At 35.1% G+C, this 14,996-nt stretch carries 14 protein-coding genes and 1 tRNA gene; 12 read left to right on the top strand and 3 right to left on the bottom strand.

The window, feature by feature from the left end; genetic code table 11:
* Positions 1-27 precede the first annotated feature (27 nt).
* Complete coding sequence (locus C237_RS0107165) at positions 28-1,689, top strand: ribonucleoside-diphosphate reductase subunit alpha (RefSeq protein ID WP_281166428.1); 1,662 nt, start codon at positions 28-30, stop codon at positions 1,687-1,689.
* A 70-nt stretch (positions 1,690-1,759) separates the two neighbouring features.
* Here C237_RS0107165 and mltG read toward each other — a convergent pair whose 3' ends face one another.
* Genes mltG through mtaB form a run of 3 tightly spaced genes read right to left on the bottom strand, consistent with a single transcriptional unit; the run spans position 1,760 to position 4,922 of the window.
* On the bottom strand, positions 1,760-2,785 hold the full coding sequence (gene mltG, locus C237_RS0107160) for an endolytic transglycosylase MltG (protein WP_018675819.1): 1,026 nt from the start codon (positions 2,783-2,785) through the stop codon (positions 1,760-1,762).
* 10 nt (positions 2,786-2,795) lie between these two features.
* A complete protein-coding gene (gene dapF / locus C237_RS0107155) occupies positions 2,796-3,554 on the bottom strand; it encodes a diaminopimelate epimerase (RefSeq protein WP_018675818.1) in 759 nt (252 codons plus the stop codon).
* Between the two features lie 15 nt (positions 3,555-3,569).
* The gene (mtaB, locus tag C237_RS0107150; RefSeq protein ID WP_018675817.1) at positions 3,570-4,922 is read right to left on the bottom strand and encodes a tRNA (N(6)-L-threonylcarbamoyladenosine(37)-C(2))-methylthiotransferase MtaB; all 1,353 of its coding nucleotides are present in this window, start codon (positions 4,920-4,922) and stop codon (positions 3,570-3,572) included.
* A gap of 110 nt (positions 4,923-5,032) precedes the next feature.
* Between mtaB and mce the strand changes: the two genes are divergently transcribed.
* The 11 genes from mce to C237_RS0107095 all read left to right on the top strand — a co-directional run bounded on the left by mce (position 5,033) and on the right by C237_RS0107095 (position 14,995).
* A complete protein-coding gene (gene mce / locus C237_RS0107145; protein ID WP_018675816.1) occupies positions 5,033-5,428 on the top strand; it encodes a methylmalonyl-CoA epimerase in 396 nt (131 codons plus the stop codon).
* A 67-nt stretch (positions 5,429-5,495) separates the two neighbouring features.
* A tRNA-Ile gene (locus C237_RS0107140) sits at positions 5,496-5,569 on the top strand.
* Between the two features lie 74 nt (positions 5,570-5,643).
* Positions 5,644-6,222 (top strand): sugar transferase, encoded by a 579-nt coding sequence (locus C237_RS0107135; protein WP_018675815.1) that lies wholly within the window; start codon positions 5,644-5,646, stop codon positions 6,220-6,222.
* A gap of 41 nt (positions 6,223-6,263) precedes the next feature.
* Positions 6,264-6,809 (top strand): dTDP-4-dehydrorhamnose 3,5-epimerase, encoded by a 546-nt coding sequence (rfbC, locus tag C237_RS0107130; protein WP_018675814.1) that lies wholly within the window; start codon positions 6,264-6,266, stop codon positions 6,807-6,809.
* A gap of 22 nt (positions 6,810-6,831) precedes the next feature.
* Positions 6,832-7,911: a dTDP-glucose 4,6-dehydratase gene (gene rfbB, locus C237_RS0107125; RefSeq protein ID WP_018675813.1), complete on the top strand. Its 1,080-nt coding sequence runs from the start codon at positions 6,832-6,834 to the stop codon at positions 7,909-7,911.
* Positions 7,912-7,924: 13 nt separating this feature from the next.
* Positions 7,925-8,782, top strand: a complete 858-nt coding sequence (gene rfbA / locus C237_RS0107120) for a glucose-1-phosphate thymidylyltransferase RfbA (RefSeq protein ID WP_018675812.1) — start codon at positions 7,925-7,927, stop codon at positions 8,780-8,782.
* A 109-nt stretch (positions 8,783-8,891) separates the two neighbouring features.
* On the top strand, positions 8,892-10,199 hold the full coding sequence (gene rimO, locus C237_RS0107115) for a 30S ribosomal protein S12 methylthiotransferase RimO (RefSeq protein ID WP_018675811.1): 1,308 nt from the start codon (positions 8,892-8,894) through the stop codon (positions 10,197-10,199).
* 112 nt (positions 10,200-10,311) lie between these two features.
* Positions 10,312-11,580 carry a serine hydroxymethyltransferase gene (gene glyA, locus C237_RS0107110; protein ID WP_018675810.1) on the top strand — a complete coding sequence of 423 codons (1,269 nt, stop codon included), beginning with the start codon at positions 10,312-10,314 and terminating at the stop codon, positions 11,578-11,580.
* A gap of 77 nt (positions 11,581-11,657) precedes the next feature.
* Entirely contained in the window at positions 11,658-12,125 is a 468-nt protein-coding gene (locus tag C237_RS0107105) for a regulatory protein RecX (RefSeq protein ID WP_026315554.1), read from the top strand.
* Between the two features lie 95 nt (positions 12,126-12,220).
* Positions 12,221-14,152 carry a polysaccharide biosynthesis protein gene (locus tag C237_RS0107100; RefSeq protein WP_018675808.1) on the top strand — a complete coding sequence of 644 codons (1,932 nt, stop codon included), beginning with the start codon at positions 12,221-12,223 and terminating at the stop codon, positions 14,150-14,152.
* Between the two features lie 36 nt (positions 14,153-14,188).
* Complete coding sequence (locus C237_RS0107095; RefSeq protein WP_018675807.1) at positions 14,189-14,995, top strand: polysaccharide biosynthesis/export family protein; 807 nt, start codon at positions 14,189-14,191, stop codon at positions 14,993-14,995.
* The last annotated feature ends 1 nt before the right edge of the window (position 14,996 follow it).

The raw sequence follows: 14,996 nt of genomic DNA, 5'->3' as shown, positions 1-14,996 counted from the left end.
TAATTATACACCAAACAATCAAGATTTATATACATGGAAGAACAACAACCAATATGGTGGCTCAATGAAGAATCCGAACAAATGCTCAATAGAGGCTATCTCTTAAAGGGCGAAACCGTTCATGGGGCAATCCAAAGAATTACAACCGCTGCGGCAAAACGATTATATAAACCAGAACTCCAACCTGCTTTCGAGGAAATGATTACCAAAGGCTGGATTTCATTTTCATCGCCGGTATGGGCAAATATGGGAACGCAAAGAGGTTTGCCTATTTCTTGTTTTAATGTCCATATTCCAGATAGCATTGAAGGGATTACTCATAAAATGGGAGAAGTAATTATGCAAACCAAAATTGGAGGCGGTACTTCTGGCTATTTTGGGGAATTAAGACACAGAGGAACAGCCGTAACCGATAACGGTAAATCCTCTGGAGCGGTATCTTTTATGAAACTCTTTGATACTTCTATGGATGTGGTATCGCAAGGTGGCGTGCGTAGAGGTGCATTTGCCGCTTATCTAGATATAGACCATGGAGACATCGAAGAATTTTTATCCATCAAAGATATCGGTAGCCCTATTCAAAACTTATTCATAGGGGTTTGTGTGCCAGATTACTGGATGCAAGATATGATAGACGGCGATGTAGAAAAAAGAAAAATATGGGCACGCGTGCTGGAAAGTCGCCAGCAAAAAGGCTTACCTTATATTTTCTTTACCGATAATGTTAATAGAAACAAACCTCAAGTTTATAAAGATGCAGGTTTAATAATTAACTCTAGTAACCTTTGTTCGGAAATTATGTTGCCTTCTACGGCGGAAGAATCTTTCATTTGTTGCTTGTCTTCTATGAACTTAGAATTGTATGACGAGTGGAAAGATACCAATGCGGTTAAGTTAGCTATTTATTTCTTGGATGCGGTGCTTTCAGAGTTTATAGAAAAAACCGAAGGGAATTATTATTTACAAGGAGCAAGAAACTTTGCAATAAAACATCGTGCTTTAGGGTTGGGGGCTTTAGGTTATCACTCTTATCTACAAAAAAATATGATTCCTTTTGAAAGTTTCGAGGCGACTCAATTTAATGCGAGAGCCTTTAGACACATCCGAGAACAAGCAGAGGCGGCTTCTAAAGAGTTAGCAGATATCTATGGCGAACCAGAATTGTTAAAAGGCTACGGTATGAGAAATACCACACTTATGGCAGTAGCGCCTACTACATCTAGCTCTGCGATTTTGGGGCAAACTTCGCCAGGAATTGAACCGTTTGCTTCTAATTACTATAAGGCAGGTTTAGCTAAAGGAAACTTTATGCGAAAAAATAAATACTTGGCTAAATTATTAAAAGAAAAAGAGTTAGATAACGAAGAAACTTGGCGTACCATTATGCTTAATCATGGTTCTGTACAGCATTTAGAAGGTTTAACGGAAGAAGAGAAAGCGGTATTTAAGACCTTTAAGGAAATTTCGCCAATGGAAATTATTTCTCAAGCGGCACAGCGCCAACAATACATTGACCAAGCACAATCTTTAAATTTAAATATTCCATCGACTATGCCTGTAAAAGATGTGAATTACTTAATGATAGAAGCATGGAAGAAAGGTGTGAAAACGCTATACTACCAAAGAAGTTCTTCGGTATCAAAAGAAATGATGGTTAATTTTGTAACTTGTTCCTCTTGTGAGGCATAATAATAAAAAGTAAGTGATTAAAAGTTGAGAAGAAAAAATCCATAACCTTTAGCGTTATGGATTTTTTTGTTTATCTAATATTTTTCTCGTTGAGCCATTTTTGATAGTCTCGTGCATTTTGAGCATGTTCAATATCGCTACTTGTAAACCTATGGAAGCCTAATTTATCTGGGTCAGCCGCCATAAAAATATAATTGTGCTGCTCGGGGTTTAATACTGCGTCTACGGAACTTTTGTCCACGATACAGATGGGACCTGGGGGAATACCCGCATTCGCATAAGTGTTGTATGGGGAAGGTGTTTTTAAATCTTTGTAATACACGCGTTTAATGGTTTTCGTAAAATGATTCGCTTGATTGATGGCATAGATTACGGTAGGGTCGGATTGTAACTTCATCCCTTTTTTATAACGGTTAAGATACAGCCCTGCAATGGTACGCTGCTCGTCAGTTCTACCGCCAGATTCTTTATAGACAATAGAGGCTAAAGCATAAATTTGGTCTCGGCTAAGTCCCAGTTTTTTTTCTTTAGCAATCCGTTCTGGATTCCAAAAATCTTGGTATTGCTTTTCAAAAGTCTCAAAAAATTCTTCTGGTGTTACGGTCCAAAAGAATTGATAAGTATCTACAAAGAAAAATCGCTTTAGAGATTCTGCGTTTTCAAGTCCTTTTTGTTTAGCAATTTTATCGAATCCATTAATAAATTCTAATGAGTCAACTTCTGTTTTTTTGGCGACTCTTCCCATCATTTGGTAGACATTGTCAAAAGCGATAATTCTAAATTGCTCAGGCGTTTGATTACCCGCTTTTATCATATTCACGATGCTTTTATTATCCATAGAGGCTTTAATTTCATAGCGTCCCGCATGGTGAAATTGATTCAGGTTTTTTGCAATCGCCACTTCTTCAAAACTTTTTTTATCTGCTAGAAATGGGGAAATACTATCTAAAATTTGCTTGAAACTGGCATTCGATGGAATTAAGACAAAACCTTCTTTTACAACATTACTGGTATAATTTTTCTTATAGTATTGGTAGCTAAAAAAACTTGCCACAACTATAATAATTAGGACAAGAAGTCCAATAATTTTTTTCATAATAATAGATTTATAATTCGCCTTTAAATACTTGTACGGCAGGACCTTCTAGCCAAATCTTGTTAAAACCTTTATCCGCCACTTCGGCATAAACTTTTAATTGACCGCCTAAAGTTTTAATATTAATTTCATTTTGTGGTTGCTTTAACATTAAGGCTAATGCAGAAGCGGTAACGCCCGTACCACAACTGTAGGTTTCGTCTTCTACGCCTCTTTCGTAAGTGCGGACAAATAATTCATTATCCGAAATAAGTTCTACAAAATTAACATTGATTCCTTCTTTAGCATAAGGTTCACTAGTTCTGATGCGTCGCCCTTCATTAAAAACATCAAAATCTTGAATGTTTTTTATAAAAGTTACATAATGAGGTGACCCTGTATTAAGCACTGTGCTATCGAAACTTTGGGTGATGCTTTCTACATCAATCATTTTAAGTTTTACAATATCCTCATTGATTTCTGCTTCGTGCAATCCATCAATTGCATTAAAAGTACATTTTTCATTAAAAACCCCTAAGAAATGCGCAAATGCAACCAAGCATCGTCCACCATTGCCACACATGGTACTTTCCGAGCCATCAGAATTATAATACACCATTTTAAAATCTGTGGTGGTATCATGTTCTAGAAGAATTAATCCATCGGCACCTACACCAAATCTTCGGTGACAAAGGTGTTCTATTTCTTTTTGACTAAGGTTGAAAGTCCCTTCCCGATTATCAATCATTACGAAATCGTTGCCAGTCCCTTGATATTTATAAAAAATCATAATTAATATTTTAGGTTAAGCATTTTGAAGGAATAATTCAAAGGCAGGGACTACCGACACCACGCCATCGTCATCAATTTGATGAAGTTTCAAATGCTCAATTTGGTTGATAGAATTAGCGTCGAAAGGTTTCTTTACACGAACATAGTTTTCGGTAAAGCCGTACATCATTCCGTTTTTATTGTCGTGCTCCCAAAGGATGGGTAATGTTTTCCCCAATTGGGTTTGATAAAATGCCATTTTCTTTTTTTCGGAAAGTATTCTTAGCATTTTATTTCTTTTTTTCCTTACGGGAATTGGCACTACACCCTCCATTGAAGCGGCTTCGGTATTTTCTCTCTCGGAATAAGTGAAAATATGGAAATAAGAAACGGGAAGTTCATTTAAAAAATGATAAGTTTCTAAAAAGCGTTCCTCTGTTTCGCCTGGGAATCCCACGATAACATCTACTCCGATGGCAGCATCGGGCATCACCGATTTTATTTTTTCTATTCTGTTTTGATACAATTTAGTCAGGTAGCGGCGTTTCATTTTCTTTAATAAATCATCGCTCCCCGATTGTAATGGAATATGAAAATGAGGTACAAATCTTTGGCTATTCGCCACTAAATGAATGCTTTCGTCTTTTAATAAATTCGGTTCTATGGAAGAAATTCTAATTCTTTCAATGCCTTCAATTTGGTCGAGCTCGGTAATCAAGTCCAAAAAAGTATGCTCGTGGCGTTTGTTTCCGAATTCGCCTTTACCATAATCCCCAATATTAACCCCCGTCAGCACAATTTCCTTAATGTCTTTATGGGCAATTTCTTTGGCATTTTTAACGATATTTTCAATAGTATCCGACCTAGAAATTCCTCTAGCTAAAGGAATGGTGCAGTAAGTACATTTATAATCGCAACCATCTTGAACTTTTAAAAAGGCACGCGTTCTATCGCCGATAGAATAAGACCCGATAAAGAAATCAGCCTCTTCAATTTCACAAGAATGCACTACGCCGAGATGGTCGGTTTTTTCTAAATCACCAAGGTAGCTAAGAATATTGAATTTTTCTTTAGCCCCGAGTACCAAATCTACCCCATTAATTTTGGAAATTTCTTCCGGTTTAAGTTGAGCATAGCATCCCACAATCACCACTAAGCCATCAGGATTGGCTTTTATGGCGCGCTTTACATGATATTTACACTCCTTATCTGCATTTTCGGTAACAGAGCAAGTATTGATGATATACACGCTAGCTTTGTCATCAAAACTCACTTTTTGGTAGCCTGCATCGGTGAGTTGGCGGGCTATAGTGGAAGTTTCTGCAAAATTTAATTTGCATCCTAAAGTATGATATGCCGCAGTTTTAGGGCTAGAATTTGTTGTCATAATCAATTTGCAAATTTAGTGATTTTATTAAAATAAAGAAAAACTAAATTTAGGGATCATATTTTCTAGATTATGCTTAACTTTGTTTAGAGATAAAAATACTAGAAAGTATGAAATTAGAACATTTAGGTATTGCAGTAGCATCATTAGAGGATTCGGATAGGCTTTTTGAAAGACTTTTAGGAAAATCTCATTATAAACATGAAAGTGTAGAATCAGAAGTGGTAACGACTTCTTTTTATCAATTGGGTGATGCTAAAGTAGAATTATTGGAAGCCAGCCGAAAGGATAGTCCAATATCCAAATTTATTGAAAAAAGAGGGGAGGGCATTCATCACATCGCTTTTGGGGTTGAGGATATTCATTATGAAATAGAGCGTCTAAAGAAAGAAGACTTTATATTTATTTCCGAAGAACCTAAAAAAGGTGCTGATAATAAGCTGGTTGTGTTTCTACATCCTAAAAGTACCAATGGTGTTTTAGTAGAATTATGCCAAGAAATATAGAATAAAATTTGGTAGTAATATAAAATTTGCTATTTTTGCAAGCACAAAATTTAACCACAAATTTTGAGGTCCTATAGCTCAGTTGGTTAGAGCACCTGACTCATAATCAGGTGGTCCCTGGTTCGAGCCCAGGTGGGACCACGCAATTACTCCCTAATGAACTTCGTATCTTAGGGAGTATTTTGTTTTTAGGACTATAAATAAAGATTTGGTTGATGAACCGTAGTACCATAACTTACTTAAAGATAAAATATTTTCTGGATAAAGTTGTAGCATTGTCCTTATTGATGGGGTGTATCCCATTACTTTTGGTTTTGTTGGTACTGAACTCTCTAGATACGAAATCTTTCGGTATATTCACACAAACTAGAGTGGGACAATATGCAAAGGTTTTTAAAATTTATAAGTTTAAAACCATTCATGATGAATCTAGACAGGTTTCAAGTTTTGGATCGTTTTTGAGGCGTTCCAAATTAGATGAATTACCTCAATTAATCAATATTTTAAAAGGAGATATGAGTTTTGTTGGACCTCGCCCAGATATTTGTGGGTATTATGACCAACTGCAAGATGAAGCACGAAAAATTTTAAAGTTAAAACCAGGTTTATTGTCCTATGCAAGCCTTAAGTATAGGAATGAAGAAACCGTACTAAAACAACAGTCAGACCCATTAAAATATAATGACGAAGTGATTTTTCCAGATAAAGTTAAAATGAATTTAGAGTATCTAAAATGTATTTCTTTTAAAGAAGATTGTCGTATTATTTTTAAAACACTAAAAGTGTTTCTTTAACTGATTGAAAATTCCTATTTTTGTCCACTAATATACAATATATGAAAGCGAAAGAAACCCCTTTAAAAGATTGTTTTATCGTAGAACCTACCATTTTTGAAGATGAAAGAGGTTACTTTTTTGAGAAATTTAATGAAGCAAAATTTGAACAATTGACGGGGATGAATGGGCATTTTGTGCAAGATAATATTTCCAAATCATCTTATGGTGTGGTTAGGGGCTTACACTTACAAAAAGGCGTACACGCTCAAGCAAAGTTAGTGTCTTGTTTAGAAGGTAGGGTATGGGATGTAGCTGTAGATTTAAGAGAAAATTCTCCAACTTATAAAGAGTGGTTTGGTATTGAACTTAATAATGAGAATAAATTACAACTCTATATTCCGAGAGGCTTTGCTCATGGTTTTGCTGTGTTAAGCGATACAGCCGTTTTTGCGTATAAATGTGATAACTTTTATAATAAAGAATCAGAAGGTGGTGTACATTGGAATGATGAAGAACTGAATATCGATTGGAAAATTCCTTTTGATAAGATGATACTTTCTGAAAAAGATAAAAATCAACCTGCTTTATCTTTAAAAAACTATTAACTATATAATGTAAAACTATAAAATGAAATCAATTATTATAACGGGAGGTGCTGGATTTATAGGTTCTCATGTGGTAAGAGAATTTGTTAAAAATTTACCAGATACAAAAATTATTAATCTGGATGCGCTAACTTATGCTGGGAATTTAGAAAACCTTAAAGATATTGAAAGTCAACCCAATTATATTTTTGAGAAAGCAGATATTACTAAGGTTGATGAATTAAAATCAGTATTTGAAAAATATAACCCTGATGCCATAGTTCACCTAGCCGCAGAAAGCCATGTGGATAGAAGTATTACCGATCCTAATGCGTTTATTAATACTAATGTGATGGGAACGGCTAATTTATTAAATTTATGTAGAGAATTTTGGACGCTTAATCCAGAACATACGCATGGAAATTTTCCAGACGAAGAAAGAAAGAATCTTTTTTATCATGTGTCTACCGATGAAGTATATGGTGCATTGGGCGAAACAGGATTTTTTACTGAAGAAACTTCTTACGACCCTAAATCACCATATTCTGCCAGTAAAGCTGCGTCCGACCATCTGGTAAGAGCTTATGGAAATACATATGGAATGCCTTTTATTATTTCCAATTGTTCTAATAACTACGGACCAAATCATTTTCCAGAAAAGTTGATTCCACTTTGTATCTCTAATATTATTAATGAAAAACCTCTACCTATCTACGGCGATGGAAAATATACCCGCGATTGGTTGTTTGTAGTAGATCATGCTAAAGCTATTTTCCAAATTTTCCATGAAGCTAAAACAGGCGAAACTTATAACATCGGTGGATGGAATGAATGGCAAAATATTGACTTGATAAAAGAACTCATCAAGCAAATGGATGAAAAATTAGGTCGTCCAAAAGGTTATTCTGAGAAGTTGATTACATTTGTAAAAGACCGTCCAGGACATGATAAGCGTTATGCTATTGATGCTACGAAACTTAATAAAGACTTAGGCTGGAAGCCAAGTGTTACTTTTGAAGAAGGTCTATCTAAAACCATTGATTGGTTTTTAAACAATCAAGATTGGCTAGAACATGTAACGAGTGGTGCTTATCAAAAATATTATGAAAAGCAGTATAAATAATATATAAACTCTCATGAAAGGAATTATACTAGCCGGAGGTTCTGGCACACGACTATACCCATTAACCATTGCGGTAAGCAAGCAACTAATGCCTGTTTATGATAAACCCATGGTGTATTACCCACTATCCATTTTATTATTGGCAGGAATTAGAGAAATACTGATTATTACTACCCCTCACGATCAAGAAGGGTTCAAAAAACTATTAGGTGATGGCTCTCAAATTGGGTGTGATATTCAATATAAAGTACAGCCTAGCCCAGACGGCTTGGCTCAAGCGTTTGTATTGGGGGAAGAATTTATAGGAGATGACTCTGTGGCGTTAGTGCTAGGAGATAATATTTTCTACGGAACGGGATTGCCTCAACTATTGGAAAGTAAGACCAATGTGAAAGGAGGCTGTGTTTTTGCCTACCAAGTAAGTGATCCAGAGCGTTATGGTGTAGTGGAATTTGATGATCATAATAAAGTGCTTTCCATTGAAGAAAAACCTGAACAGCCAAAATCCAATTATGCTGTGCCAGGACTTTATTTTTATGATAATCAGGTGGTGGAATTTGCTAAAAACTTAAAACCGTCATCAAGGGGAGAGCTGGAAATTACGGATATTAATAAAATCTACCTTGAAAAGGGTGAGTTGGAAGTTGGCGTAATGTCGCGAGGTACCGCATGGTTAGATACGGGGACTTTTGACTCCTTGCATGAAGCATCAGAGTTTGTAAAAGTTTTAGAAAAAAGACAAGGCTTTAAAATTTCTTGTATTGAAGAGATTGCCTACAAAAAAGGCTTTATTAATAAAGAACAATTGCTAAAGTCGGCAGAGAAATATGGTAAAAGTGGTTATGGCGATTATTTAAAGACGATTAAATGATCAGCAATTTAAAATAATTTTAAAGGGAAGATGGCTAAGGCTGTTTTCCCTTTATTTTTATAGAAGGAAATTTATTAGTACTTTTGCAGGCTTACAAATTCTATAATCAATGCGTACAAAATCAACGGGTAAGAAAAAAATTAATGTCGTAACATTGGGGTGTTCTAAAAATCTCTACGATTCCGAAGTGCTAATGGGACAGCTAAAAGCCAATGGCAAAGAGGTAACCCACGAGCAGCAACGCGGCGATGTAGTCGTCATCAATACCTGTGGATTTATTGATAATGCTAAAGAGGAGTCTATCAACACTATTTTAGATTATGTAGAGGCTAAAAATAGGGGAGAGATAGAAAAAGTATTTGTAACGGGTTGTCTTTCTGAACGCTATAAGCCAGATTTAATAAAAGAAATTCCCGATGTAGACCAGTATTTCGGAACTAGGGATTTACCGATATTACTAAAGCATTTAGGTGCTGATTATAAGCACGAATTAGTGGGCGAACGATTGACCACAACGCCTAAACATTATGCTTATTTAAAAATTTCTGAAGGTTGCGACCGCCCGTGTTCCTTTTGTGCAATACCATTGATGAGGGGTGGACATGTATCTACACCTATTGAAAAGTTGGTAAAAGAAGCCGAAAAATTAGCTAAAAAAGGCACTAAAGAACTCATATTAATTGCTCAAGATTTAACTTATTATGGGTTAGATATTTATAAAAAAAGAGCACTAGCAGAATTATTAAATACCTTGGTTAAAGTAGAGGGGATAGAATGGATTAGATTGCACTACGCTTTTCCTACTGGGTTTCCAGAGGATGTTTTAGAAGTCATTAAAAATGAACCTAAGGTTTGTAACTATATTGATATCCCATTGCAGCATATTAATACAGACTTGCTAAAGTCGATGAAGAGAGGAACGACACACGAAAAAACCAACCGACTGCTAGATAAATTTAGAGAGAAAGTTCCAGATATGGCGATTAGAACCACATTAATTGTAGGCTATCCAGGTGAAACTGAAGAGCGTTTCCAAGAAATGAAACAATGGGTAGCTGACCAAAGGTTCGATAGGTTGGGTTGTTTTACTTATTCTCACGAAGAAAATACTACGGCTTACGATTTAGAAGATGATGTGCCTCAGGAAGTTAAAGAGGCTAGAGTGGAGGAAATAATGGCACTTCAATCTCAAATTTCTTGGGAGAAAAATCAAGAAAAAATTGGAAAAGTGTTCCGTTGTATTTTTGATAGAAAAGAAGGGAATTATTTTGTAGGTAGAACAGAATTTGATTCGCCAGATGTGGATAATACCGTACTGGTTTCCGCCGAAAACACTTATCTATCCATTGGTTCTTTTGCTAATGTTAAAATCACTTCTGCTGAAGAATTTGACTTGTACGGAGAGATTGTTGATTAAGTTTTTAATGATAAAGGTAATGCCAGCCCTAAAACAATTCTTAAAAAATTAAACCAGATTAGGAATATTTTTTATAAATTTGAATCCAGTTTATAAAAAACAACTTAATCCTATGGGCGATACAATTTTTAACTTAATTGAACAAGAGAGAGCACGCCAAACCAATGGTATTGAACTGATAGCATCAGAAAATTTTGTTTCTGACAATGTCATGAGAGCCATGGGGAGCGTTTTAACCAATAAATATGCCGAAGGCTACCCTGGTAGACGCTACTATGGCGGATGCGAAGTGGTAGACGAGGTAGAGAGATTAGCAATAGAACATGCTAAAAAACTATTTGGAGTAGAGTATGCCAATGTGCAGCCTCATTCTGGGTCTCAAGCTAATGCTGCAATATATTTAGCTTGTTTAAAGCCAGGTGATACAATTTTAGGTTTAGATTTATCTATGGGAGGACACTTAACCCATGGGTCGTTTGTCAACTTTTCTGGTATCCAATATAAAGCAGAGTTTTATGGCGTAGAGAAAGAAACGGGACTCATAGATTATGAGGCGATGCGTCAAAAAGCATTAGAGGTAAAACCTAAAATGATTATCGCAGGTTACTCCGCGTATTCTAGAGACTTAGATTATGCGAAATTTAGAGCAGTTGCCGATGAGGTAGGAGCTATCCTTTGGGCAGATATTGCACACCCAGCAGGGTTAGTGGCTAAAGGTTTGTTGAGTTCGCCTTTTCCTTATTGTGATGTGGTGACGACTACCACGCATAAAACCTTAAGAGGACCAAGAGGAGGATTGATTATGGTAGGTAAAGACTTTGAAAATCCATTCGGGCATAAAACGCCTAAAGGGGATATTAAAATGATGAGTGCTGTTTTAGATAGTGCCGTTTTTCCAGGAATCCAAGGTGGTCCATTAGAACATGTCATTGCTGCTAAAGCCGTGGCGTTTGAAGAAGCGCTAAGTCCTCAATTTGAAACTTATGCTAAGCAAGTGGTGGCTAACTCTAAAGCTCTTTCTCAAGCCATGATTGATAGAGGGTTTGATATCGTGGGGGGCGGAACAGATAATCACTTAATATTAGTAGATTTAAGAAATAAAGGCGTTAATGGTAAAGAAACCGAAAAAGCCTTAGTGAAAGCGGATATCACATGTAATAAAAATATGGTACCATTTGACGATAAGTCGGCATTTGTAACTTCAGGTATTCGTTTGGGTACACCAGCGGTCACCACGAGAGGTTTGGTAGAATCTGATATGGAAACTATCGCAGACTTAGTATCAAAAGTTGTAGAAAATATTAATGATGATAATGTACTTAACGAAGTAAAAGGTCAGGTGCACGACCTTATGTCTCATCGTCCATTGTTCAAAGGTTAATTATAATCGATATAAATTTTAAAATGAAAGAAGCGTTGGTACAATCTTCGCTTCTTTTTTTAAGCCTTTTTTTAGAAATGATGAATCAAAAAAAATCGTATACTTTTGAGGAAATAAAACAAAAAATTGTTCGTTATTGTGTTTATCAAGACCGTTGTCATCAGGAAGTAGAGCAAAAGATGCGAGAGTTTTTATTGGTTCCAGAGGCTAAGGAAGAGATTATGTTATATTTAATGCGAGAAGATTTTCTAAATGAAGAACGATTTGCGAGGAGTTATGTTCGAGGGAAGTTTAATCATAAGCATTGGGGGCGCAAGAAAATCATTAATGGATTAAAGCAAAAAAATATATCTTCTAGATTAATAGATATGGCATTACAAGAAATTGATGATGAGGATTATCGAGAGACTTTAAAAAGATTGTATGAGAAATACTATGCTAATCTTAATGAAAAAAACACGAATATTCAAAAGCAAAAGACTATTAAATATTTGATTGATAAAGGATTTGAATATAATATAATTTTGGAGGTATTGGGGATATAATTTTATCATTTGATAGGGTTAAGCCATCATTAAAAAAAGTATTATATTTGTATGACTTTAAGAGTTAGAACTCTTTTTTTTATAATTGATTGAAAATGAAAATTTCAGATATTAAAAACTATATCTATAGTGGAAATAATGCGATTGGTGTTACCAATATTAGGTATTTGCCACGCTGGATTGTTTTATTGATGGATGTGGGTTTAATATCACTATCTTTATTTTTGTCATATCTAATTATTAGCCAATTTTCTAATATAGAACCTCCCCAAACTATCAGTTGGTTAACAAAGTATTGTTTAATTATCGGTGTGAATATGGTCTTTATGTTCGTATTCAGGACTTATTCGGGCATCATTAGGCATTCTTCATTTCTAGATTTGTTCAAAATTTTACTTTCTACATTTTGCTCTGTATTTGTACTTGTGAGTATCAATGTTTTAAGTAAGTTTTTTTTTAATGATAAATTTTTTCTAACATTACTATTACTTATATTTTTCTTTATTTCTTTCACGGTATTATTTTTATTCCGTTTGGTTGTTAAGGAAGTGTTTCATTTTGCTAGAGAATATCAGCGCAGTTCTTCTAAGAAAAATGTTTTAGTATTAGGTATAGATGAGGAGTCTGTATCTATTGCCAATGCGATTATGGGAAATGCATCTTTACCTTATGAAGTGGTAGGATTTATAACCCGAAGAACCGATTCTAAAAGAGCAAAACTGTTAGGAAAAAGGATTTATAGTTTTGATTTTATTAGCAAAAATAATAAAGATTATCTAGATATAGATGGAGTCGTAATTGCAAGTAATCGGTTTACTAGAGAGGAATTAAACGAATGGGTTACTATGTTTTTAGAAAAAGGGCTTAAAGTTCTTAAAACACCGACTTTGCAAAAACTAAGAAATAACAACGAACAGTTTAGTATTAAAAATTTACAAATTGAAGATTTGCTAAATAGACGACCAATAGAACTTGATAATTCAGAAGTTAAGATAAGGCATCATAATAAATCTGTTTTGGTAACGGGGGGAGCTGGTTCTATTGGTAGCGAAATAATAAGACAGGTAGCTCAATTCAAGCCATCTAAAGTCGTTGTGCTGGATCAAGCAGAGTCTCCATTGTACGAAATAGAATTAGAATTGAAGTCTCATTTTCCAGAAGTAGATTTTGAGTTTGTATTGGCAGATATTACCAATAAGCAGAGAATGAATGAGTTATTTGATGAGTATCGGTTTTCTATGGTGTATCATGCTGCGGCATATAAACATGTCCCTTTGGTAGAGCATAATCCACAAGAAGGAATAAGGGTTAACATAAAAGGAACCAAAAATTTGGCGATGCTATCCAGTCAGTATAAGGTCAATCGATTTGTAATGGTGTCTACGGATAAAGCAGTAAATCCTACTAATGTGATGGGCGCTACGAAAAGAGCAGCTGAATTGTTTGTTCAAGCTTTGCAGACTACTCCAGAAAATAGTACAAAATTTATCACGACGAGATTTGGTAATGTTTTGGGGTCTAATGGCTCTGTAATTCCTCATTTTAAAAAGCAAATAGAAAAAGGAGGACCAGTAACTATAACACACCCAGAAATTGTGCGGTATTTTATGACGATTCCAGAAGCTTGTGAGTTAGTACTGCAGGCAGGAACAATGGGAACGGGAGGCGAAATTTTTGTGTTTGATATGGGAGAACCTGTTAAAATTTTAAATTTAGCCAGAAGGATGATTAAATTATCGGGTTTTGAGCCCGATGAAGATATTAAAATTGTATATACGGGACTAAGACCTGGGGAGAAACTTTATGAGGAACTTTTAAGCGATAATACGAAGACGCTACCTACGCACCATGAAAAAATTATGATTTCTAAAGATGAAGTTGTAAGTTATGAAACTATAAATGCTGCAACGGAAGAAATTATTGAATTGGCAAAGACCGCTAATAAAATGCATATGGTAAGTGCTTTAAAAAATATCGTTAAGGAGTTTAAAAGTAACAACTCTATATACGAAAGATTAGATGTGTAAAATATAATGTATATCTTTGCAAATATTTATAAATAGATGAAAATAGGTGAAATTATATTAAGTTTTTGTTTGATCATGGTATTACTCAATTCTTGTAAATCCAAGAATGATATAGAGTATATGCAGGATGTAGAGCAATTGGCTGCTGATGCAGCGATTAAAAATTCTAGATCCACAATTCAACCTAGAGATGAGATCACCATTTTAGTTACAGCGAAAGATATGGCAGTAGCGGCACCATTTAATCAAGGCACTACGCCGTCTACATCAAGAGTAACCTATTCTACACCATCTGGGAACGATGCTTTAAGTAATCAAAGCTCTCTTACTGGATTTACTTATAAAGTTTATGACGAAGGATATATTGATTTTCCTTATATCGGTAAGGTTAATACTAATGGTAAAACAATTGAAGACCTAAAAAATGAATTGGTATATAAAATTTCTAAATATATCATCAATCCAACAGTTAATATTAAATATGCTAACTACAAAGTGACCATACTAGGAGAGGTGGCTAAACCTGGGCAATACATAATTCCTGATGGTAAAGTAAGATTACTGGATGCACTGGGAATGGCAGGCGATTTAACGATTTATGGTAAAAGAGATAGAGTTTTAATTATAAGAGAGCAAGATGGAGTTAGGACTAATGCCTATGTGGATTTGACTAGTGGCGATTTTGTCAACTCCCCGTATTACTACCTTCAACAGAATGATGTGGTTGCTGTAGCGCCAAATAAAACGAAAGTTAATTCGTCTATATATGGTCCTCAGACGGGAGTTTATATCTCTATAGCATCTATCGTAGTTACTATTTTAGCACTCGTAATTAGAAAATAAT

The organism is Riemerella columbina DSM 16469 (assembly GCF_000374405.1).
GTDB classification, from domain to species: domain Bacteria; phylum Bacteroidota; class Bacteroidia; order Flavobacteriales; family Weeksellaceae; genus Riemerella; species Riemerella columbina.
The sequence above is the reverse complement of the archived record's forward strand: the minus strand, read 5'-3'. Positions and strand labels throughout refer to the sequence as shown.